Source organism: Xanthomonas sp. JAI131, from assembly GCF_013410075.1.
Classification (GTDB): domain Bacteria; phylum Pseudomonadota; class Gammaproteobacteria; order Xanthomonadales; family Xanthomonadaceae; genus Xanthomonas_A; species Xanthomonas_A bonasiae.
The window spans coordinates 758,238-781,150 of record NZ_JACCCN010000002.1; the positions used below are offsets into that span (position 1 = coordinate 758,238).

At 70.1% G+C, this 22,913-nt stretch carries 18 protein-coding genes; 4 read left to right on the plus strand and 14 right to left on the minus strand.

All coding sequences use genetic code 11. The features are described from left to right. Nucleotide 1 precedes the first annotated feature (1 nt). The 13 genes from uraH to HDC36_RS10025 form a co-directional block, all read right to left on the minus strand. Nucleotides 2-367, minus strand: coding sequence for a hydroxyisourate hydrolase (gene uraH / locus HDC36_RS09965; protein ID WP_179566767.1), 366 nt, complete (start codon nt 365-367; stop codon nt 2-4). Further along, nucleotides 331-1,776: an FAD/NAD(P)-binding protein gene (locus tag HDC36_RS09970; protein ID WP_179566769.1), complete on the minus strand. Its 1,446-nt coding sequence runs from the start codon at nt 1,774-1,776 to the stop codon at nt 331-333. Before HDC36_RS09970 ends, uraH begins: the two co-directional genes overlap by 37 nt. Continuing rightward, complete coding sequence (uraD, locus tag HDC36_RS09975) at nt 1,773-2,264, minus strand: 2-oxo-4-hydroxy-4-carboxy-5-ureidoimidazoline decarboxylase (RefSeq protein WP_179566771.1); 492 nt, start codon at nt 2,262-2,264, stop codon at nt 1,773-1,775. Before uraD ends, HDC36_RS09970 begins: the two co-directional genes overlap by 4 nt. Further along, nucleotides 2,261-2,641, minus strand: coding sequence for an oxalurate catabolism protein HpxZ (hpxZ, locus tag HDC36_RS09980; protein ID WP_179566773.1), 381 nt, complete (start codon nt 2,639-2,641; stop codon nt 2,261-2,263). The genes uraD and hpxZ overlap by 4 nt, the downstream gene beginning before the upstream one ends. Then, nucleotides 2,638-3,528 (minus strand): allantoinase PuuE, encoded by an 891-nt coding sequence (puuE, locus tag HDC36_RS09985; protein ID WP_179566775.1) that lies wholly within the window; start codon nt 3,526-3,528, stop codon nt 2,638-2,640. The genes hpxZ and puuE overlap by 4 nt, the downstream gene beginning before the upstream one ends. After that, the gene (locus tag HDC36_RS09990) at nt 3,528-4,724 is read right to left on the minus strand and encodes an alanine--glyoxylate aminotransferase family protein (protein ID WP_225209756.1); all 1,197 of its coding nucleotides are present in this window, start codon (nt 4,722-4,724) and stop codon (nt 3,528-3,530) included. Before HDC36_RS09990 ends, puuE begins: the two co-directional genes overlap by 1 nt. A 52-nt stretch (nt 4,725-4,776) precedes the next feature. After that, on the minus strand, nt 4,777-6,033 hold the full coding sequence (locus HDC36_RS09995) for an allantoate amidohydrolase (RefSeq protein WP_179566779.1): 1,257 nt from the start codon (nt 6,031-6,033) through the stop codon (nt 4,777-4,779). Between the two features lie 452 nt (nt 6,034-6,485). Next, the gene (locus tag HDC36_RS10000) at nt 6,486-7,400 is read right to left on the minus strand and encodes a LysR family transcriptional regulator (protein ID WP_179566781.1); all 915 of its coding nucleotides are present in this window, start codon (nt 7,398-7,400) and stop codon (nt 6,486-6,488) included. Nucleotides 7,401-7,539: 139 nt separating this feature from the next. Further along, complete coding sequence (locus HDC36_RS10005) at nt 7,540-7,866, minus strand: tetratricopeptide repeat protein (RefSeq protein WP_255432669.1); 327 nt, start codon at nt 7,864-7,866, stop codon at nt 7,540-7,542. Nucleotides 7,867-7,945: 79 nt separating this feature from the next. Next, nucleotides 7,946-9,526, minus strand: coding sequence for a gamma-glutamyltransferase family protein (locus HDC36_RS10010; RefSeq protein WP_179566785.1), 1,581 nt, complete (start codon nt 9,524-9,526; stop codon nt 7,946-7,948). After that, the gene (locus HDC36_RS10015; RefSeq protein WP_179566787.1) at nt 9,526-10,983 is read right to left on the minus strand and encodes an AtzE family amidohydrolase; all 1,458 of its coding nucleotides are present in this window, start codon (nt 10,981-10,983) and stop codon (nt 9,526-9,528) included. Before HDC36_RS10015 ends, HDC36_RS10010 begins: the two co-directional genes overlap by 1 nt. A 111-nt stretch (nt 10,984-11,094) precedes the next feature. Beyond that, a complete protein-coding gene (locus tag HDC36_RS10020; protein ID WP_179566789.1) occupies nt 11,095-12,201 on the minus strand; it encodes a nucleoside hydrolase in 1,107 nt (368 codons plus the stop codon). Between the two features lie 248 nt (nt 12,202-12,449). Continuing rightward, complete coding sequence (locus HDC36_RS10025; RefSeq protein ID WP_179566791.1) at nt 12,450-12,890, minus strand: hypothetical protein; 441 nt, start codon at nt 12,888-12,890, stop codon at nt 12,450-12,452. 266 nt (nt 12,891-13,156) lie between these two features. Between HDC36_RS10025 and HDC36_RS10030 the strand changes: the two genes are divergently transcribed. Continuing rightward, the gene (locus HDC36_RS10030; RefSeq protein WP_225209757.1) at nt 13,157-13,543 is read left to right on the plus strand and encodes an isoprenylcysteine carboxylmethyltransferase family protein; all 387 of its coding nucleotides are present in this window, start codon (nt 13,157-13,159) and stop codon (nt 13,541-13,543) included. A gap of 181 nt (nt 13,544-13,724) precedes the next feature. Here HDC36_RS10030 and HDC36_RS10035 read toward each other — a convergent pair whose 3' ends face one another. Beyond that, nucleotides 13,725-14,210: a hypothetical protein gene (locus HDC36_RS10035; RefSeq protein WP_179566795.1), complete on the minus strand. Its 486-nt coding sequence runs from the start codon at nt 14,208-14,210 to the stop codon at nt 13,725-13,727. Between the two features lie 126 nt (nt 14,211-14,336). Between HDC36_RS10035 and HDC36_RS10040 the strand changes: the two genes are divergently transcribed. From HDC36_RS10040 to HDC36_RS10050, 3 genes are all read left to right on the plus strand, one after another. Continuing rightward, complete coding sequence (locus tag HDC36_RS10040; protein WP_179566797.1) at nt 14,337-14,894, plus strand: O-acetyl-ADP-ribose deacetylase; 558 nt, start codon at nt 14,337-14,339, stop codon at nt 14,892-14,894. 681 nt (nt 14,895-15,575) lie between these two features. Then, nucleotides 15,576-17,096, plus strand: coding sequence for a ShlB/FhaC/HecB family hemolysin secretion/activation protein (locus HDC36_RS10045; RefSeq protein ID WP_343204333.1), 1,521 nt, complete (start codon nt 15,576-15,578; stop codon nt 17,094-17,096). Nucleotides 17,097-17,109: 13 nt separating this feature from the next. Further along, on the plus strand, nt 17,110-22,851 hold the full coding sequence (locus HDC36_RS10050; protein WP_179566801.1) for a GLUG motif-containing protein: 5,742 nt from the start codon (nt 17,110-17,112) through the stop codon (nt 22,849-22,851). The last annotated feature ends 62 nt before the right edge of the window (nt 22,852-22,913 follow it).

Here is a 22,913-nt window from a genome sequence, read left to right on the forward strand (position 1 = left end):
CTCAGCTGCCCCGGTAGGTGGAATAGCCGAACGGCGAGACCAGCAGCGGCACGTGGTAGTGCGCGGCATCGGCCAGGCCGAACGCGATCGGCACCACGTCCACGAACGGCGGCTCGGGCAAGGCCACGCCCTGGCCGCGGAAATAGTCGGCCACCGCGAAGTCTAGCCGATAGCGGCCCGCCGCCAGCGTCAGTTCGCGCAGCGCCGGACAGCGCCCATCGGCATCGGTGACGCCGGCGTGCAGCAGCGTCTGGCCGGCGAACAGCCGCACCGCCACGCCGGCGGCGGGCACGCCGCGGCTCAGGTCCAGCACATGGGTCGATAGCGTGCTCATCCGACGCGTTCCTCCAGTTGCGGCAGCGGCCATTGGCCGACGAATTCGGGTTCGGCGTAATCCATGTAGGCGCCGACGATCGCCTCGCGGTCGTCCAGGAACAGTTGGTCGGCGACCGCCTTCACCAGCCGCGGCAACGCGTGCTTGAGTCCGGACAGCGCCGCCGCCGACAGGCCCAGGCTCAGCAGCGCGGAATAGTTGAACGCGAACAGGCCGTGCAGCGCCGATGCGTGCTCGGGCGCGCGCGGCAACAGTTCGAAGCCCGGCCCCAGGTAGGGATGCGCGTCGAGCAGCGGCACCTCCTGCCCCTGCGGCGGACGGTAGCGGTCGCACCAGCGCGCGATGCCGTCGGCCACCGCGGCCAGTTCCGGGCGCAACGCCGGATCGGTGACCAGGCCGGTGGACAGCACCACGAAATCGAACCGCAGGCGCCCGTGCGGCGTGGTCACCAGCACGCCGTCGGCGTCCTCGGCCACGTCCTGCCAGGGGCTGCCCAGATGCAGGCGGAAATTGGGCCAGGCCGCGGCGCGTTCGAAGGTGTCGTTGGTCGGCGGCTGGTTGTGGCGGAAGAACGTGGACATCATCGCGTACTTGTCGGCATCGGGCAGCGCGGCGAAGCGCGGGATGATGCCGCTGCGTTCCATGTGCCGGATCGGGTTGACCCGCGGCAGTTCCGAGCGGCGCAGGAACACGTGCACTTCGCCGACGCCCGCGGCCAGCGCGTGCTGGGCGTTGTCGAACGCCGACGCGCCGCCGCCGAGAATGCCGATGCGGCGCCCGGCCAGCGCCGCGTAGTCGATCGCCTCGGAGGTGTGCGCGTAGCGCGAGCGCGATAGTTTCTGCGCCACCAGCGGCGGCACGTGCCATTGCCCGCCGCCCTGGATGCCGGTCGCCAGGATCACCTTGCGCGCGAGCAGGCTGTCGCCGCCGGCCAGGTGCAGCCGCTGCAGGCGCTGCGCCGGCAGCGGTTCGATGCGCAGCAGCCGCGCCTGGTTGCGCACCGGGAGGCCCAGCACCTCGCGGTACCAGCGCAGATAGTCCATCCAGTCCGCGCGCGGGATCTTGCCCAGCGCGTCCCAGCCCTGCGTGCCGTGCAGCGCTTCCCAGTAGGCACGAAAGGTCAGCGACGGCATGCCGAAGTCCAGCGCGCTCAGTTCCTTCGGCGTGCGCAACGTGACCATGCGCGCATAGGTGACCCACGGCCCTTCCAGTCCGGCCGGGTTCTCGTCGATCACCAGGAGATTGGCGATGCGCTCGCGGATCAGGCCGAATGCCGCGCCCAGCCCGCTCTGCCCGCCGCCGACGACGACCACGTCGTAGACATGCTCTGCACCATGCTGCTGCGGCCGAGTCCAGTCGGAGCCGCCATGGCCGAGCCACTGCAGCTCGCGCGCGACCTGCGCCGACAACGCTTGCAAACCGCCGGCTGCGGCGGCGCTCATTGCAGGGCCTCCAGCCGCAAGCGCACGATCTTGCCGATCTCGTCGAGCGCGGTGGCGATCTCGGCGTCAGGCGTATTCGCCAGCCGCGCCTGCATCGCAGCGAGAATCCCGGCCTTGTCGGTCAACCGCACGCAGACGATGAACGGAAAATCGAAGCGCGCGCGATAGGCCGCATTGAGTGCATGGAAACGTGCGAATTCCTCCGCAGTGAGCCGATCCAGCCCGGCCTGCGCCTGCTCGGCAGCCGAGGCCGCGGTCAGGCTGCCGTCGATCGCGGCCTTGCCGGCCAGTTCCGGATGCGCGCGGATCAACGCCAGCCGCTCGTCGGCGCTGGCCGCGTGCAGCACCTGCAGCAGGCCCGCATGCAGGTCGGCGAACGGGCGCCGTGCCGCGGCCCGTTCCACCACCCACGGCGAATGCTCGAACAGCGCGTGCAGGCGCGCGACGAACTCGGCCTCGGGCAGCGCATTCCAGTCCACGCCGTTCATGCGTGGTCGCCCTGCAGCGACACATGCGCCGATACCACCTTCCAGCCGTCGGCGAAACGCACCCAGCTCTGGCTCTGCCGGCCGGGCCGGGTCGCGCCCTCGCGCAGGAATTCGGCATCGGCCGTGGCGAAGTCGCGCCCGTAGGCGACGATCTGCACGCGCAACAGGCGCCGCTGCGGCGACCCGCCGCGGCCGCGGCGGAATGCGCGGATCGCCTCGGCGCCGTACAGCGCTTCGCCGACGCCATAGCGCACCGTGGTCGGCGCATCGTGGAACAGCCGGTCCAATGCGGCGACGTCGTCGGCCATCAGCGCACGCTCGTAGTCGGCGAACGCCGCCTGCACTTCGGCCAGCACTTCGGGCGCGTCGACGATCATGCCGGATGCACCTGCTGCCAGTGGCGGGCGATGTCGATGCGCCGCGCGATCCAGGCCTGGCCGCTGGCCAGCGCATGATCGACGAAGCGGGCCAGCGCCAGTGCGCGTGCCGGACGTCCGGCGATGCGTCCGTGCAGGCCCACCGACATCATCCGCCCGCCTTCGGCGCACAGTTGCTCGAAGCTGTCGCGCAGGTAGCGGAAGAACGGTTCGCCGTCGGCGAAGCCGTTGTAGGCGACGAACTTCATGTCGTTGGCGTCCAGCGTGTACGGCACCACCAGTTGCGCGCGGCCATGGCGGCGGTCGTAGTACGGCAGGTCGTCGGCGTAGCTGTCGGCGTCGTAGACGAAGCCGCCCTCCTCGGCCACCAGCCGCGCGGTGTTGGGGCTGGTGCGGCCCTGGTACCAGCCCAGCGGGCGCGCACCGGTGACCTGCGTGTGCAGCGCGATCGCGGCGGCGATATGCGCGCGTTCGGTCGCCTCCGGCACCTGTTGGTAATCGATCCAGCGCAAGCCGTGGCTGGCGATCTCCCACTCGGCGTCGCGCATCGCCTGCACCGCTTCGGGATTGGCGGCCAGCGCCTGCGCCACGCCGAACACCGTCACCGGCACGCCGCGCGCGGCGAACAGCCGCTGCAGCCTCCAGAAGCCGGCGCGGCTGCCGTATTCGTACAGGCTTTCCATCGCCATCGCGCGTGCGCCAGGCTGGCTGTGCGCGCCGACCATCTCCGACAGGAACGCCTCCGAGCCGGCATCGCCATTGAGCACGCCGTTTTCGGCGCCTTCCTCGTAGTTGACGACGAACTGCAGCGCCACCCGCGCCCCGCCCGGCCACCGCGGGTCCGGCGGCTGCGCGCCGTAGCCGACCAGGTCGCGCGCCGCGCTCATCATCCCTGCGCTCCGTCGGCATGCCAGGCGGCCAACGCCGCATCCACGCCGGCACCCGGTGCGCAGGCATGGCCCTCGGCGCGCAGCACCGCTTCCAGCGCGCCCAGGGTGATCAGCACCTTGTGCTTCATCGCGTTGTAGCCCATCGCGCCGATCCGCCACAGCTTGCCCTGCAGCGGGCCGAACGCGGTGCCGATCTCGATCTCGAAATCCTCGCGCATGCGCCGCCGCACCGCCTCGCCGTCGATGCCGGCGGGAATCGCCACACCGGTGACGTTGGTCATGCGGTAGCGGTCGTCGCCGAACACCTGCAAACCCAGCGCACGCGCGCCGGCGGCGACCGCGCGGCCGGCCGCGGCGTGGCGGGCGAAGCGCGCCGGCAGGCCTTCCTGCAGCGCCACGCGCGCGCACTCGCGCGCCGCGTACAGCATGCTGGTGGCCTCGGTGTGGTGGTTCAGGCGCTTGTCGGACCAGTAGTCCATGACCATCGCCAGGTCGAAATAATTCGAACCGATGCGCACGCCGCTGCCGTTGGCGATGTCGTCGCGGACGATGCCGCGCTCGACGTGGCGGCGCGCGAAGATCGCCTCGGCGGCGCGCGCGGACACGGTGATCGGCGCCGAGCCGGACGGCCCACCCAGGCACTTCTGCAAACCGCCGGTGACCACGTCCACGCCCCAGGCGTCGCTGGCGATCGGCATGCCGCCGATGGTCGCGGTGGCATCGACATAGGACAGCGCACCGGCGGCGCGGCACAGCGCACCGAGGCCGTCCAGCGGCTGCGCCATCGTGGTCGAGGTGTCGCCATGCACGCAGGCGACCAATTTCGGCGCAAAGCGTTCGATCGCATCGGCCACCGCGTCCATCGGCACCACCTCGCCCCACGGCGCCTCCACGTTCTCGACCACGGCGCCGATGCGGCCGAGGATCTCGCCCAGCAACAGGCCGAAGCGGCCGAAGTTCAGCACCAGCACGCGATCGCCCGGCGCCACCAGCGACACCAGCGCCGCCTCGATGCCGGCGCGCGCGGTGCCGTCGACCAGGAAGGTCCAGCGGTTCTCGGTCCCGAACAGCGGCCGGTACAGCGCCATCACCTGGTTCATGTAGCCGGTCATTTCCGGATCGAACTGGCCGAGCAGGTCGGCGGACATCGCGCGCAGCACGCGCGGATGCGCGTTGACCGGGCCCGGGCCCATCAGCAGGCGTTGCGGCGGATCGATTTCGCCGAACAGGTCGGCGTGCAGCGGATCAACGGACAAGGGTGTCTCCCAGGGATTCGATGAAGTGCAGCATCGCCGCCACCGCCAGATCGGCATCGGCGGCATCCACGTGTTCGGCCGGGTGGTGGCTGACGCCGCCGGCGCAGCGCAGGAACAGCATCGCGGTCGGGCACAGCGCCGCCATCACCATCGCGTCGTGGCCGGCGCCGGAGACCAGCCGCCGCGGCGCGATGCCCTGCGCGGCGATCGCCGCTTCCAGCGCGGCGACCAGGCGCGGAGCGCAGGGACTGGCCGGCAGGTCCTGAACGCAGTGCAGCTGCAACTGCACGCCGCGCGCGGCGGCGATGGCATGCAGGCGTTGCGCGATCGCCTCGGCCGCCGCATCGCGCACGGCGTCGTCGCCGGCACGCACGTCGATCGAGAATTCGACCCGCCCCGGCACCACGTTGACCGCACCCGGCGCGACCTGCAGGCGCCCGACCGTGGCCACCAGGTCCGCAGGGCCGCTGCGCGCCACCTGCTCCACCGCCAGCACGCATTCGGCGGCGGCGGCCAGCGCATCGGCGCGCAGATCCATGCGCGTGGTGCCGGCATGGCCGGCGCGGCCGACCAGCAGCGCGCGGTAGCGCCGCTGCGCAGCGATGCCAGTGACCGCGCCCAGCGCCAGGTCCTCGGCCTCCAGCACCGGCCCCTGCTCGATATGCGCTTCCAGATAGGCCAGCACGCTGTGCGGCGCGCGCGCCGCGTTAGGCACCAGCGCAATGTCCAGGCCCCAGGCGGCCAGCGCATCGACCAGCGCGATGCCGTTGCCGTCGCTTACCTGCAGCGCGGCCGGATCCAGCGTGCCGGCGACGGCGCGGCTGCTCAGCATCGACGCCGGGAACCGCGAGCCTTCCTCGTCGCCGAAGGCGATCACCTCGATCGCGAACGGCAACCGGCGGCCCTGTGCGTGCAGCGCGGCCACGCATTCGATGCCGAGCATGACCCCGAGCGGACCGTCGTAGCGGCCGGCATCGCGCACGCTGTCCAGGTGGCTGCCGATCAGCAGCGCCGGCGCCTGCGCGGCGACGCCCTCGTAGCGGCCGAGCAGGTTGCCGGCCGGGTCGATGCGGGTGTGCAGGCCGGCCTCGCCCATCCACTCGGCCACGGCCGCCACGCTGGCGCGATGCGCCGGGCTCAGCCAGCCGCGGAACAGGCCGTCGGCGGTGTCGCTATATGGCGCCACGCCGAGCGCGTCGCAGCGCGCGACCGCACGCAGGCCTGGGCGGGACGCCGGCATCAGCATGGCCGCTGCCGGCTCAGGTGCGGCCGCCGTGGTGGCCGGGATGTCGAAGGGTGTCGCGCATGACGGGGTTCGCTTGGAAGTCGGGCGGAACGGAACAGGCGATCGGCGAGAACTTTCACCAGCGCCACGCGCCGAAAGAAGTTCTTTCAATTCAAAAACTTATTTCCAGGGAACACGGCTTTTGCCGGGCTCAATCCACTATACGAACCGTACCGAAACCGGGCAAACACCGTTTTCGCGCACAGGCAGTGCAAAAAATGCAACGCTACGACGGTCCGCGCGCTCATTCGCGTGCAGAGGATGGGATGCGTGTGCTGCGCTGTGGGCGTTCGAAACGGCAGACCTTGGCTGGCGCCGGTAGGAATCGGTCGCGGCTGAAGCCGCTCCTACAGGGATGTCGTGGGCTGGCGGTGCACGTGCCAGAGGGACTTCAACCTCGACCGCGCTCCCGGCTAGCGCGGCTCCAGGATCGCTTCCACCCGCGGCGCCAGCGCTTTCAGCATGGTCTGCGCGGCCTTGGACAGTTGCCGCTGCGGGGCCACGCACAGCGACAGCGTCATCGGCTTGGCCAGGCCTTCGCGCAGGGGTACGAAGGCCAGCCGCCCGTCGGCCAGATCGGCCAGCACATCCAGTTGCGACAGCAGGCCCACGCCCACGCCCTGGCGCACCAATGCGCGCAGCGTGCGCACGTCGTTGCAGCGGATGCAGCGGCGCGTGTCGATGTGCTGGCGCTGGTACACCACCTTGGCGTGTTCGTTGACGATCAGCGGCGCGGCCGGCAGCAGCAGGCGATGGTCGTCCAGGACCTCGTTCAATTGCAGGCTGGCCTTGCCGCTGAGCGGATGCCCGACCGGCATGCAGATGCCCAGCGGAATCTCGGCGAAGGCGACCACCTCCAGATCGATGCCGCTGACCGGGTCCAACAGCAGGCCGAAGTCCACCTCCGCCGCGACCACCTTGTCGGCGACCTTCTGGTTGTCCTCGGTCTGCAGGCCGAAGGTCAGGCCCGGGTGCTCGTCGATCAGCTGCGCCAGCGCATCGACCACGATGCCCTCGCTCAACGCATCGATCATCGCGATCTCGACGTGGCCGCGGCGCAGGCCCTTCAATTCGTCGAACTGCTCCAGCGTGCGTTGATAGCTTTTCTCCCAGCGCCGCACATCGACCAGCAGCAACTCGCCGGCGCTGGTCAGGCGCAAGCCGCTCGGCAGGCGCTCGAACAACTGCACACCCAACTCCTGCTCGGCCTTGAGGATCTGCCGGTCGATCGCCGACGCCGACACATGCAGCGCCTCGGAGGCGCGGCGGATGCTGCGCCAATGCGCCACTTCCATGAAATAGCGGGTGAAGCGGGAGAAGGTCGGCATGGCGGCTTCGGTTCCTGTGGGGCCTGGCGCTCGGCGTGGAAGCGGCTGCGTCGTCGCGCGACCGCCATAGTATGGAAGCGTCGGCGGCGGCGCGGCGTGTGCTCGCCTTGTTCTTCGCCGGCATGGCGCACGTCGCGCTTCATTGCGCATGAGGATCGAAATAGGCTTCCCAGGTCGCCGCCGATCCCTGCAGCGTTGCCGCCTGCCGGAAGCGGTCCATGGCCTGGCGGCGCCTGCCGCTGTTGAGCAGCGCGACGCCGAGATTGAAGTAGGTGTTGCGGTCGTCCGAACGCAGCCGTACAGCGCGCTGCAACACCTCGACCGCATCGCCGTAGTTCCCCAGATCGCAGCGCACCGCGCCCAGGCAGGTGAGCAGCGCGATATCGTCCGGTGCCGACGCCGCTGCGGCGACGAGCAACGACTCGGCCTGTGCCAGATGCGCGGAGCAGCGCTGCGGATCGGTCATCGCCGCATCCACCAGCGCTCTGGCGCGGGCGAGGACTTCGCTGTCGTGGGACATTGCCATCGCAAGCCGGAGGCGCTAACTACCAGCCCGCGACCGCGCCATCGCTGCGCGGGTCGCTGGCGCCGCACAGCGTGCCGTCGGTCTCGCGTACCAGCGCGCCGGCGTGGCCCATCACCGAGGTGAACGGCGGCAACAGTTCGACGACATGACCGGCCGCGCGCAATGCCTGCACCACGGCGGGATCGAAGCGGTCCTCCAGTTTGAGCGTGGTGCTGTCCTCGCCCCAGGTGCGGCCGAGCAACCAGCGCGGCGCGCTGAGCGCTTGCTGCAACGGCATGCCGAAACGCGCATAGCGGCTGAACAGTGCCGCCTGGGTCTGCGGCTGGCCTTCGCCGCCCATGGTGCCGTAGGCCATGAGCCGGCCGTCGTCGAAGCGCGCCAGCGCCGGATTGAGCGTGTGGAACGGCTTGCGCCCCGGCGCCAGCGCGTTCCAACCGTCGGCGGCGAGACGGAAGCTGCAGCCGCGGTTCTGCCAGACGATGCCGCTGCGCGGCAGCACCAGCCCGGAACCGAATTCGAAATAGGTGGACTGGATGCAGCTGACCGCGCAGCCGGCGCCGTCGATCGCGCCGAACCACACTGTGTCGCCGGCCTGCGAGGGCTGCGGCCACGGCAGCGCGCGCGCGGGATCGATGCGTGCGGCCATCGCGTCGAGCGCGCCGGCATCGTCGAGCAAGGCTTGCGCGTCCAGCGTCATCCAGGCCGGGTCGCCGACGTGCGCGTCGCGCACCAGGAATGCCTGCTTGGTCGCTTCGATCAGCCCGTGCAGGTGCGCGTAGCCGTCTGCCTGGTCGACGGCGAGACGATCGAACAACGCAAGGATCAGCAGCGAGGCCAGGCCCTGGGTCGGCGGTGCGTGGTTGTACAGGCGCGCGCCGGCGATCGCCACCGACAGCGGCACGCTGGCCTCGGCCCGGTGCGCGGCCAGGTCGCTGGCGCGCAGCGGACTGCCCAGGGCCTGCAGGTCGGCGGCGATGTCGGACGCCAGCGCGCCGCGGTAGAAATCGTCCAGGCCGTCCGCGGCCAAGCGCTGCAGCGTGGCGGCCAGCTGCGGCTGGCGCAGCAGCTCGCCTTCGCGCAACGGCCGGCCGGCAGCTTCGAAGATCGCCGCATAGGCGCCTGGCTGCGCGCGCAGGTCGGCGCTCTTGGCCGCGGCGACGCCGGCACCGCCGAGGGTGACCGGCACGCCGGCCGCGGCGTGCTGGATGGCGTCCTCGAGCAGGCGCTGCAGCGGTAGCTGCGCGTCGCTCTGCTGCAATGCCAGCGCCCAGCCGGACACGGTGCCGGCAACGGTGTTGGCCGCGCCCGGACCGCGCCAGGGAATCGCCGCCTGCCCGGCGTAGTGCTGCAGCGTGGCCGCCTGCGCGGCGCGGCCGCAGGCATCGATCGCCTGCACGCGGCCGTCGGCTTCGGCGATCAGCCAGAAGCCGTCGCCGCCGATGCCGGTCATGTGCGGATAGACCACGGCCAGGCACGCGGCAGTCGCCACGGCGGCTTCCACCGCGTTGCCGCCGTCGCGCAGCACATCGCGCCCGGCCTGCGCGGCGAGATGGTGCGGCGCGACCACCATGCCGCGCCGGGAACGCAAGGTGTGCAGCATCAGCGCGGCTCCAGCGACGGCGGGGTCGAACCGATCAGGCCATCGCGTTCCAGCTGCGCGGCGAGCGCGAACAGGCGGTCCTCGCGTCCCGGCGCAGCGATCAGTTGCACGCCCAGCGGCAGGCGCCCGGGACGGTACAGCGGCGCGGCCAGCACCGGGCAACGCGCCAGGCCTAGCGGCTGGGTGAAGATGCCGAGGTTGGCGCGCGCCGACACCGCCATGCCGTCGATCTGGATCGTCTCCTGATCGATGCGCGGCGCCGCGCACGGCGTGGCCGGCGCCAGCAGCACATCGACCTCGTCCCACAGCCGCTGCATCGCGCCAGCGAACCAGGCGCCGAAGCGCTGGGCATCGGCGATGGCCGCCGCCGGCAGCTGCAGCCCGGCGAGCAGGCGATCGCGCGTGGCCGGATCGAAACGCGCGCCGTGCGTGGCCAGCGCCTGGCGATGGCGATAGCCGCCTTCGGCCGCGGTCATCACGAACGCCGCGGCGCGCGCGCATTCTGCCTGCGGCAGTTCGCGCAACGCATGGCCACCGAGCGCGGCATGCAGCGCGGCCAGGCCGGCCTCCAGCTCCGGATCGAGGTTGCGCTGGAACCAGCCGCCCAGCCGCGCCACGCGCAACGCAGCGGTGTCCACCGGCGCCAGGCTGTGCCCGCGCATCGCCGCGTACACCGTGCGCAGGTCGGCGACCGAGGTCGCGAACGGGCCGACCACGTCGAAGGCCTCGACGAACGGGAACACGCCGTCCATCTCCAGACTGCCGTGACTCGGGCGCAGCCCGTAGATGCCGCACAGCGCCGCCGGCACGCGGATCGAGCCGTTGGTGTCCGAGCCCAGCGCGAACGGCACCCAGCGCGCCGCCACCGCCGCGGCCGAGCCACCGGAAGAACCGCCGGCCAGGCGCTGCAGATCGTGCGGATTGGCAGTGGTGCCGTAGTGCGCGTTGACCGTCGCGAAGCCGTAGGCGAATTCGTCCATGTTGGCGGTCCCGACCAGCACCGCGCCGGCGTCGGCCAGGCGCCGCACCACCGCCGCATCGTGCGTGGCCGGCGGCACGGCGGCGCGCAACGCGGCGCCGGCCGTGGTCGGCAGGCCGGCTACATCGAACAGGTCCTTGACCACGAACGGCACCCCGGCCAGCGCACCGCCCTCGCCGCCGCCGGCCAGCGCCGCCTGCACGCGCGCGGCATCGGCCTCGGCACGCGCCGGCAATGGCCGCGTCACCGCACACAACCGCGGATTCCCGCGTTCGATCTGCGCCAGCGCCTGCTGCGCGTGCCGCTGTGCGGCCGCGCCATCGGCGCGCGTGGCCGCGACCAGCGTGGCGATGGCGCCGGCGCCATCCGCGGTTGGCGGCAGCGGCGGCGCGGAGAACTCCTGCAGCAGTTGCGCGTAGCCACGCAGCAACTCGGTATTGCGCTGGATGCCGGCTTGCCACGTCTGTGGAATCTGCATGACGGTTGTCTCGATGAGTGGGGGCCGACGCGCGCTGTCGATCCGCAGGGTCGCCTGCGACGCGCGGTTCGCGCAAGACTCCCCCTCTGCCTACAGTCGCGCTGGAACGCCTCAGCCCGGCAACGGCATGCCCAACGCCGGCGGCTGCGGCGCGGTCAGGCGTTCCACCAGCAGGCGTTCGATCGCGTCCACATCGACCTCGCGCACCACCTGCTGCGCCTGTTCGCCGAGGCCGGGCTGGTAGCCCGGCGCCCACGACAGGATGTCGCCGTAGCCGGCGCCGAACTCGGTGTTGGTGTCCACGTATAGCGTCTCGGTGACGGTGGCCAGTTCCGGATGCAGCCACAGCGCGGTGGCCAGCTCGTCCCACAGCGGGAAGCCGGGCTCGCGCCGGCGCAGCGCATGGCCGATCGGCGTGTCGGCGGCGCTCATCCGCGCCAGCAGCTGCGGGGTCAGCTCGGTGGCGGTGGACGGATCCACCGGCACCATCACCATCTTGCGCCACGGCGAGCGCATCACGATGCTCGCCGCTTCCGGATCCCAGCGGATGTTGAATTCGCGCCGCGGCGAATTGACGAACTCGCGCGCGAACTGCCGCGCCGACACGCTGTCGCGCCGCTGCCGCGGGTTGAGGCTGCCGCCCATGTACACCAGTTCCTTGGCCAGCGACGCGAACTGCGGATCCAGCCGCTGCGCCAGCGCCAGGTTGGTCAACGGGCCGGTGGCGACGATGCTGACCTCACCGGGGAATTCGCGCACCTTGCGGAGCATGAACAGCGCCGCCGGCTCGTCCGCGACATGCACCACCGACGGATTGCCCAGCGCCAGGTCCGGCACCACGTCGTGCGCGTGGTAGCGCGGCGAACTCTGCACGGTGTCGTGCTCGATCCATTGCCGGGTCCACGCGCCCTTCCACAGCAGCTTGCCGTACAGCGCCTCCCAGCGCTCGGTGGCCAGCTCGCTGTTGAGCAGCGGATGCACCGGCCCGGGCAGCACCGGCACCTCGCCGCGCCCGGCGATTTCCAGCAGGCGACGCGTGTGCGCCAGCGCTTCGTCGCGCCAGATGTTGCCGCTGACCACCGAGATGCCAAGCACCTCGACCTCGGGCGATTGCAGCAACAGCAGCTGCGCGGGAGTGAAGCCGTCGATGTCGTCTTCGAGGATGACGCGGCGGCGCGAAACGGAGGCGGTGTCGGCGGAAGCTTGCGGTATGGACATGGATCGGGACCGGCAAGGAAGGGAGTGCGAGGCGCTTCGCAGCGCGCCCACAATGCCGACGCTTTGGCGAATGCCGGCATCGGAGCGGGTCGCCTAGGGTAGCGGGGTTTGCGCCGAAGGCACCATCAACCGTCTCGGCAACGGCGCATCGGCAAGCGCAACGTGCGCACCCTGCGACTGCGGCCGGCGTCCCCGGCCCTGCCAGCGATATGCCCCCTCGCCAGCCGAGCACCGGATCTGCAGCGCCCCTATTGCAGGATCTCGTATGCGGTGTTGCCTTCGAAGGTCTGGACCACCGTCCGATAAACGTCAGACCACTCCTCGCCCTGCCTCTCGAGACGATGCCTCGATCCAAACACGTAGACGGTATCGCCAAGCGACAGCTTTTCCTTGATGTGCTGCGCCGAAGGCGAAACCAGCACCTGGTGCAGGAACACCATGGGCTGTCCCTGATGGTATGCCCAGGCCGGCTCACCCACCCACACCGGCTTCTCGTTCAAACAAAGGAACTCATTTTTCAGGCGCTCCGACAACCATTTCTTCTTGTTTTTCGGAGAACCCTGCGCGACGTATTCGCCGTAAAGACCCTTGACGAAATCGTCCGCACCCTCCTCCACCGACGCGGATAGCTTTTCCGCCACCCCCATCGCAGCGCCCCAGAAAAGATGGAAATCCGCCAATTCGCTCATGCCTCTTCCTTCGACACAATGCTTCGTTATTCGAGTCGAGCAGTGTAGCTTTCGCCACCTTTCCCCAGGCACGTCCGCCTTGACGCCTGCAGGCGACGACACGGTAAAGTAGCCGCGCTAGGAGCCTTGGAACTGGGGAGGGAGCGTTGAGCAATCGAGTTTCGAGGCCGGACCATTGCCGATCTGCACACGTGCCGCTGCTGGTGCGCTCGACTTCGCCGGCGCATTTCTTCGTCGCGCTGCTGCTTGGCGCCTTGCTGCAACGCATGCTCTCCTTGCCATTGCCGCAGGGCCGCGCACTGGCGTGGATACAGATCGCGGGCGGCGTCATCGCCGGCGCCGGCCTGCTGTTGGCGCTGGCCTGCTTCGTGCTGTTCGCGCAGCGCCGTACCACGATCCTGCCCGAGCGTGCGCCGTCCAGCCTGGTGCTGCGCGGCCCGTACCGCTACACGCGCAACCCGATGTACGTGAGCCTGGTGCTGAGCTACGTCGGCCTGTGCGTGCAGATCGGCTGGCCGTGGGCGCTCCTGCTGCTGCCGTTGCCGTTACTTGCCTTACAACGCGTGGTGATCCCGTTCGAGGAGGCGCGCCTGCGCGAGCGCTTCGGCAGCGCTTACGCCCGCTATTGCGCGCAGGTGAGGCGCTGGCTGTAGGCTGCGCCGCATGGGGAATCGGATGCGTCGCGTTGCAGCGCAACTGCGCTCGCCTCGGCAAGTTTCCGACCCCACTACCTTGCTTGCAGGAGCGACTTCAGTCGCGACGGGCCTTGCTGGCGAAGCCCGTCGCGACTGAAGTCGCTCCCTCAACCTGCAAACCGTCAGCAGAACAATCCCGCTAGCCGCGCAACCACCAGAAGGTCACCGCGGCAGCCAGCAGCAGCACCAGCATGCCCCACAGCCACGCGCCGGGGCGGTCGCCGCCTGCCACGGTCGGCGGCGTGCCTGCGCGCGGCGCATTGCGGTCGCGGTAACGCTCGACCAATTCCTTGGCCTCGCGCAGGCGCATGCCCGGATGATGCTCGCGGGTCAGCTTGATCGCCTGCAGCAGTTGCCCCTGGCCCAGCGCCAGCAACGCCGCCGGCGGCAACCGATCCGTGTCCGCGCGCAGCGATGCCCCAGTTGGGGCCTGGGCGGCGCCGGCATGCCGGTCGAGCATCTCCGCGACCGCCTGCGCCGCGCCGGCCTGCAGCCACGCGTCCACCTGCAGCTTGGCGCTGCGCAGGTCCATGCCGCTCTGCGCGCGCAACAGCTTGATTGCCTTGACGATCTCGCCACGCGCCAGGGCCTCGGCGATGGGGGGTGACGGCTGGTTCCGGTTCATGTCGCAGGCGCTGAGATGAAGACGCTGCAGTCTTGCCGTTCGCCAGTTAAGCCGCCGTTGCATCGGCGCGGCGCGAACTCCACGTTCATCACGTTTCCATCATTGGAATCCCATAAAGATCCCGGCATGAAGATCGAAATCTGGCAAGGCGACATCACCGAACTGGACGTGGACGCCATCGTCAACGCCGCCAACGAATCCCTGCTCGGCGGCGGGGGCGTGGACGGGGCGATCCATCGCGCCGCCGGTCCGCAGCTGTTGGACGAATGCCTGCGGCTTCCGGAACTCAAGCCCGGCGTGCGCTGCCCGGTCGGCGAGGTTCGCGCCACCGCCGGCTACCGGCTCAAGGCACGCCATGTGCTGCACACCGTCGGTCCGGTATGGCGCGACGGCGCGCACGACGAGCAGGCGCTGCTGGCCAACTGCTACTGGCGCTCGCTGCGCCTGGCCGAACAGATGGGCCTGCACTCGGTGGCGTTTCCGGCGATCAGCTGCGGCGTCTACGGGTATCCGCTGCACCAGGCCGCGCGCATCGCGGTGGCCGAAACCACCGCCTGGCAGCGCGCGCATGCGGTGCCGAAGCGGGTGATCCTGGTCGCCTACAACGAGGCTGCCTACAAGGCCTACCAACAGGCGCTGATGCAGGTCTCGTTGCTGCAGGCGGCGCAAACACAGGTGGCCTGAGCCGCCCCGACGCTGCTGCATCCGCGGGGAGGCGTCGCGCTCATCCAACCTGGACTGCATCCGGCCGTGTTTCCGCGATCGGTCCTGGCGTAGCCTGCCGAGCACCCTACCCAACCAGCCCATGCGCATCCCGGTTGCCGAAAGACTCGGCGCCCGACAGCTGGCATGCGGTACCGAAGCGGCGAGCCTGCGATGACGCCGCCGCCAAGGTCTGGCATGCACACCGCGGCAGTTGGTCTACGCCAGCGACGGCCTGCAAGCTCCCCGCGCACAGCGTTGTGGCGCCATCCCCCGCTGCTCGCGCGGGCATCGCCACTACCTCGCCATGCTTCGTATACTGCTGCGCAGGCGATGGCCTGAAACGTCCGCTGTAGGGATTTTCCCCTCACGCTGTCAGGGTGTGACAGCTTTCACGGGGGCGCGCTCAGATTTGCTCAGATTGGCGTGCAGTGGCGGCGATACATTGCGCCAACTTCACACTATTTTTACTTCACAATGACCAAGACCTCTTGCCGTCAGCCGCGTCCGAATGCGCTGGCGAAAGCCCTGTTCGTCCTGCCCTGGGCGACCAGCCTTGCCTTGGTCATGGCCTGCCCCGCCGCCTTCGCCCAGGATGCCGGCGCCGTCCCAACCAGTACGCCTGCCACGGCGGCGGCGCCCATCGCCGTCCAGGCCATCCGCGTGACCGGCGTCGGCGAACATCCGCGCCAGGACATCACCCCGCAGCGCCTGCAGGCACTGGCCGATGCGCGCCTTCGCGAACTCGGCGGCCAGGCGCTGCCGGCCCAGCTCAGCTTCGCCCAGCTGCAGCAGATCGCCGATGCCCTGACCCAGGCCTATCGCCAGGCCGGCTTCCTGGTCGCCCGCGCCTACCTGCCGGTGCAGACCATCGGCGCCGATCGCAGCGTCGAGATCCGCGTCGCCGAAGGCCGCGTCGGCAAGATCACCGTCGAGGGCACGCGCCGCTACGACGACCGCCTCATCGCCAGCCCCGCGCTGGCCCTGCAGGGCCAGATCCTGCGCCAGCAGGACCTGCAGTCGGCGCTGCTCTACGCACGTGACCTGCCCGGCGTGTCCGTCACCTCGGTGCTCAAGCCCGGCGCGCAGTTGGGCGAGACCGACGTGGTGATCCAGGCCAGCGAGGACCGCCCGCTGCAGGTCAGCGTCGGCGCCAGCAACTACGGCACCGAGAGCATCGGCCGTTATCGCGCCCAGCTCGGCGTGGACTGGAACAATCCGCTCGGCCTGGGCGACCACCTCTCCGCCAGCTACGCCTATGCGCTGGACCCGGCCAACAACTGGCAAGGCAGTTTCGCCTACCAGGTGCCGATCGCCGACGTCGACGGCCTGAGCGTCAATGCCGCCTACACCCGCAGCCTGATCAACCTGGACACCGGCGCCTTCGCCGCGCTGGGCATCCAGGGCCCGACCCAGCAGAAATCGCTGGGCCTGGACTGGAAGTTCCGCAACACCGACGCCTGGCGCATGCAGGCCTGGCTGCACCTGATCCAGGAAAGCTCGCGCATCCAGGGCCTGGGCGTGCTGCTGTCCAAGCAGAAGTTCGACGTGGTCGAACTCGGCGCCGCCTTGCGCCATGACGATCGCCAGCGGCATGCGATCGACGCCCTGCAGCTCAGCGTGCGCAGCGCGCTGGACGACGACTCGCAACGCACCGACTACCTGTACGCGCAGCACGACCGCCACTTCCTAGTCGCGCGCCTGGCCTATACCCGCCTGCAGGGCCTGACCGCCACCCAGCGCCTGCAGCTGCGCCTCAACGGCCAGTACAGCGACGATGCGCTCACGCCGCTGGAGCAGTTCTCGCTCGGCGGCCCGACCAGCGTGCGCGCCTTCGCGCTCGGCGGCGCGCTGGGCGACCGCGGCTTCGACTCCAGCCTGGAGTACCAGATCGACGCGCCGGGCTTCGCCGGCGCCGCCTCGCCGTTCGGCGGCCGCCCCTGGGGCGAACTGCTGACCGCCAGCGTGTTCTACGACTACGGCCGGGTCTATCCCAACGGGGCCAACCGTGCCGTGTACGACGCCGTCACCACCTTCCAGGGACCCGGCGTCGGCCTGAACTTCCGCCTTCCCCACTGGCAGGGCCTGTCGTTCGACCTGGCCGCGGCCAAGCCGACCGGCGGCACCGAGCCGGCCGACGGCAAGAACGTACGTTACTGGGCCCGCTTCGGCCTCACTTTCTGATCTGGGGAACGCCATGAACCGCATCTACCGCCTCGTCTTCAACCGCAATCTCGGCGTGCTCCAGGTCGCCTCCGAAGTCGCCGCCGGCCACGCCGGCGGCGGCACCTCCGGCGCCGCGCGCCTGCTGGCGCCGCTGCTGCCGTTCGCCGTGGCCTGGGCGCTGGCCGCGCCGGCGCACGCCAGCGGCCTGCCCTCGCTGTCCAGCGCCACCGGCGCCAGCGTGTCGCAGCACGGCAGCACGCTGACCATCGACCAGAACGCGGCCAAGGCCGTGCTCAACTGGAACAGCTTCAACATCGGCAAGGACGCCAGCGTGGTGTTCGCCCAGCCCTCCAGCTCGGCGGTGGCGCTCAACCTGATCGATGCCAGCCATGGCGCCAGCGCCATCGACGGCAGCCTGCGCGCCAACGGCAACGTGTTCCTGATCAACTCGGCCGGCATCCTGTTCGGCCGCCATGCCCAGGTCAATGTCGGCGGCCTGGTCGCCAGCTCGCTGGGCCTGGCCGACGACGGCGACGGCTACCTGCTCGGCCGCGGCGATGCCGCGGCCGCCAGCGTGATCAATCATGGACGGATCACCGCCGCCGACGGCGGCTCGGTCAACCTGGTCGGCAACCATGTCGTCAACAGCGGCACGATCAGCGCCAACGGCGGCGCCATCCGGCTGCTCTCCGCCGACCAGGTGCAGGTGACGATGGACGCGGCCGGCGCGATCGGCCTGCAGTTGCTCGCCGCCTCCACCCAGGCGGCGAGCGGCACCGGCGCGGCCGTGGAGAACAGCGGCACGCTCACCGCCGGCGGCGGACAGATCCTGCTGCAGGCGGCCAGCACCGGCCTGTCCGCGCTGCTGGTCAACAACACCGGCGCGCTCGAAGCCTCCGCCATCGACACCTCCGGCGGCAGCATCCGGCTGGTCGCCAACGGCGGCGACGTGGCCAGCAGCGGCAGCATCGACGTCTCCGGCAGCCGCGGCGGCAGCGTGCAGGTCCTGTCCGATGCCGGCGTGACGGTCAGCGGCCGCATCGATGCGCGCGGCAACGACGCCGGCGGCAGCATCCGGATCGGCGGCGGCTACCAGGGCGGCGAGAACCTGCTGCAGGCCAGCTCGGCCACGGTCGGCAGCGGCAGCGTGCTCGACGCCAGCGCCACCGCGCACGGCAATGGCGGCTCGATCGTGGTCTGGTCCAACGGCGACACCGCGGTACATGGCAGCCTGCGCGCCAATGCCGCCGGCAGCGGCGACGGCGGCAGCATCGAGACCAGCGGCCACCACGTGGACTTCGGCGGCATCGCCGTCGGCGCCAAGGCAGCCGGCAACGGCAGCGCCGGCACCTGGCTGGTGGATCCGGAAGACCTGACCGTGGACAGCGCCGCCGCCGGCACCATCGGCAGCACACTGGACGGCGGCACCAACGTCACCCTGATCACCACCAGCACCACCGCCAGCGGCCCCGGCACCGTGACCAGCGGCAGCGGCGACATCAACGTGAACGCGGCGATCAGCTGGGGCGGCAACTCCACGCTGACCCTGGATGCCTACAACGACATCAACCTCAATGCCGCGATCACCGCCACCGGCAACAACGCCGGCCTGGTGCTGAACTACGGCCGCTACACCGCCAACGGCGCCGTCACCAGCGGCAGCGACTACCCCGTCAACGCCCCGGTCACGCTCAGCGGCAGCAACGCCCAGCTGAGCATCAATGGCGACGCCTACACCCTGCTGCGCTCCCTGGACGATCTGCAGAACGTGGTGGGCAATACCGGCAACTACGCGCTGGCCGCGGACCTGGACGCCAGCGGCACCACCTACGGGTCGCCGATCATCGCCCGCACGGTCTCCGGCGAGTTCTCCGGCACCTTCGCCGGCCTGGGCCACACGATCAGCAACCTGAGCATCAACTCGGGGAACAATTACGTCGGCCTGTTCGGCTATGTCGGCACCGCGACCATCCGCGACCTGGGCCTGGTCAACGCCAGCGTCACCGGGAGCAACTATGTCGGCGCCCTCGCCGGCACCAGCCGGGCCACGCTCAGCAACGTCTACGCCACGGGCAGCGTCAGCGGCGCCAACTACGTCGGCGGCCTGGTCGGCTACAACGCCGACGGCACCATCACCGCCAGCCATTCCAGCAGCGCGGTCAGCGCGAGCGGAACCTATTTCGGCGGGCTGGTCGCCTACAACGGCGGCACCATCAGCGATGCGTACGCGACCGGCAACGTCAGCGGCACCTACCGCTACGCAGGCGGTTTGGTCGGGTCCAATACCGGCACCGTCAGCGCGTCCTATGCCACCGGCAATGTAACGGGCCAGGCCTATGTCGGCGGTCTGGTCGGCTATAGCTCCGGCGCCCTCGCCAACGTCTACGCCTCCGGCAACGTGTCCGCCTCCGGCAACAACGCCGGCGGCCTGGTCGGGCAGATCGTCGGCAGCTCGATCAGCGGAGCCTATGCGACCGGAAACGTCAGCGCGACGTCGGAGGTCGGCGGCCTGGTCGGCTATACCTACGAGGCGACTCTCGATCACGTCTACGCGACCGGCACCGTGACCGCCACCAATACGTCGGCGGCGTCGGTCGGCGGCCTGGTCGGCTACCACCGCTACAACTCGAGCCTCAGCAATGCCTACTGGGACGCGAGCAGTTCCGGACAGGCCAATGCGATCGGCTACAGCTTCGAGAATTCGACCTCGTCCAACGTCGCCAGCATCGGCAGCGGCAGCCGCTATGCCCACGCCAGCTACGGCGCGCTGGGCACCTGGTCGCTGGTCGGCGGCACCAGCGACGTCTACGTGGCCACGGACAGCAACGGCACTGCGGCCTGGATCATGATCGAGGGGCAGACGCGCCCGTTCCTGGCCAGCGAGTACAGCACCCGCATCGGCAACGCCCACCAGTTGCAGTTGATGGCCTACAACCTGGCGGCCAGCTACACCGTGTCCACCGACATCGATGCCAGCCAGACCTCCGGCAGCAACGCCAGCGGCATGTGGAGCAGCGCCGGCTTCGATCCGGTCGGCGAAGCCACGCACGCCTTCACCGGCAGCTTGAACGGATACGGCCACACGGTGAGCGGCCTGAGCATCGCCCGCGGCGCCGAAAACAGCGTCGGCCTGTTCGGCGTGACCGGCAGCGGCAGCGCGATCCGCAATCTCGCGCTGACCGGCAGCAGCATCTCGGGCCTGGCCTATGTCGGCGGCGTGGTCGGCCAGAACGCCGGCACCCTCAGCGGCGTCTCCGCCGCGGGCAGCGTAGCCGGCACCGGCAACTTCGTCGGCGGCCTGGTCGGCTACAACGACGGCGGCGCGATCTCCGGCGCGCAGACCGCAGGCAGCGTCGTCGCCAGCGGCGGCGCCTACAGCGGCAACTACGTCGGCGGCCTGATCGGCAGCAACAACGCCGGATCGGTGTCCGCCTCGTCGTCGACCAGCACGGTGTCCGGCGGCAGTACCGTCGGCGGCCTGGTCGGCAACGACTATCAGGGCACCTACGACGATGTCCGCGCCAGCGGCAACGTGACCAGCACCAGTTCGTCCACCGGCAACAACGTCGGCGGCCTCATCGGCAGCGCGACCCAGAGCAGCATCCAGAACGCCCATGCCGGCGGCGACGTCACCGCGACCACCGCCAGCGCGGGCGGCCTGGTCGGCCTCGCCGCGTCCAGCAGCATCCACAATGCCTACGCCAGCGGACACGTCTCCGGAACCAAGAGCGTCGGCGGCCTGGTCGGCCGCAGTTCCAGCACCACGATCGGCAACGTGTATGCGACCGGCGCCGTGACCGGCACCACCTACGACACCGGCGGCCTGGTCGGCAGCCTGTCCGGCGGCAGCATCGAATCGGCCTACGCCAGCGGCAACGTGTCGGGCGGGAGCTATGTCGGCGGCCTGGTCGGCTACAACGATTCGGCGAGCGTCGGCACGGTCTACGCCATGGGCAATGTCTCCGGCGACGATTACATCGGCGGGCTGGTCGGCTACAACGACGAGGGCAGCATCGCGACCGCCTACGCCACCGGCACCGCGACCGGCGACATGTATGTCGCCGGGCTGGCCGGCTACAACTACAACGGCACCATCGCCAACACCTACGCCAGCGGCAATGTCTCGGGCAGCGCGTATGTCGGCGGCCTGGTCGGCGTCAACTACAACAACACGCTGCGCGATTCCTATGCCACCGGCAGCGTGACCGGCAGCAATGCGGTCGGCGGCCTGGTCGGTTCCAATTCCAACGGCAGCATCGTCGCCAGCTTCTTCGCCACCAGCGATGCCAACGGCAACGCGATCAACACCGGCTTGAACGTCGCCGGCAATGCCGGCGGCAGCATCGACGGCTACAGCGGCGGCAAGACCTGGAACCAGCTGACCACGCTGTCCACCTTCACCGATGCCGGCTGGAACATCGACGACAAGGGCGGGACCGGCCTGACCTGGCGCATGTACGAGGGCCATACGTCGCCGTTGCTGCGTGGCTTCCTGAAGTCGCTCACGGTCACCGCCACCGTCTCCGGCGCGGACAAGACCTACGACGGCACTGGCGTCAGCGGCACCACGTCCAGCTACACGGTGGGCGGCACCCCCAACAGCAACCTGGTGCTCGGTTCGTCGTTGACCTATGCGACCGTCGGCAAGAACGCGGGAACCTACACCACGGGCAATGGCGGTATCGCGGTCGGCGGGCTGTATTCCACCCAGCAGGGCTACGACATCGCCTATACGGCAACCGGCAGCATCACCATCACCCCGGCGAGCCTGACGGTGACCGCCAGCGACGCCGGCAAGACCTACGGCAGCACTGCCAGCCTCAACGGCTACAGCGTGTCCGGCCTGATCGGTGGCGACGCGGTCTCCGGCGTGACCCTGAGCAGCGGCGGCTCGGCCGCCACCGCCGGGGTCGGCCGCTATGCCATCGGCGCCTCCGGCGCCAGCGGAACGGGACTGTCCAACTATGTCATCAGCTATGTCGACGGCAGCCTGACGGTCGATCCGGCGACGCTGCGCATCGTCGCCACCGACGCCAGCAAGACCTACGGCAGCAGCCTCGGCCTGAGCGGCTACACCGTGTCCGGCCTGCTCAATGGCGACGCGGTTTCCGGCGTCGACCTGAGCAGCGCCGGTTCGGCCGCCACCGCTTCGGTCGGCACCTACGCGATCGGCGCTTCCGGTGCCACCGGCGCGGGACTGTCCAACTACGTCATCCGCTATGTCGATGGCAGCCTGCGCGTCGATCCGGCCACGTTGCGCATCGTCGCCACCGATGCCAGCAAGACCTTCGGCAGCAGCATCAATCTGACCGGCTACACCGTGTCAGGGCTGCTCAATGGCGACACGGTCTCCGGCGTCGGCCTGAGCAGCAGCGGTTCGGCCGCCAGCGCCGCAGTCGGCACCTACGCGATCAGCGCTTCCGGCGCCACCGGCGCGGGGCTGTCCAACTACACCGTCAGCTATGTCGATGGCTTGTTGAGCGTGCTGCCCGGCGGCGATACCGGTCCCGGCACCGGCATTCAGTTGGGAAATTCGACGGTGCAGGCGATCAACCGTTCGGTCTCGGCGACGGCGCAAACCGGCACTACCGGCACCAGCAACGACGAGACCGCCAGGGAGCTGGCGGCGAGCGCCCAGGCCGCGGGCGGCAGCACCGCCACGGCCGCGACCGATTCCATCCTGATCGTTGATGGCGGCGTTCGCGTCCCCGCGCTCGCCTGCAGCCAGGGCAGCTCCGTCGCGCCTGCGGAAGCCTGCATCATCCAGCAGTAGCCGGCATCGGCCGCGGACGCCTCGTCGAGGCGTCGCGAGGCCAGGCCGCCGCCATTCCCGCA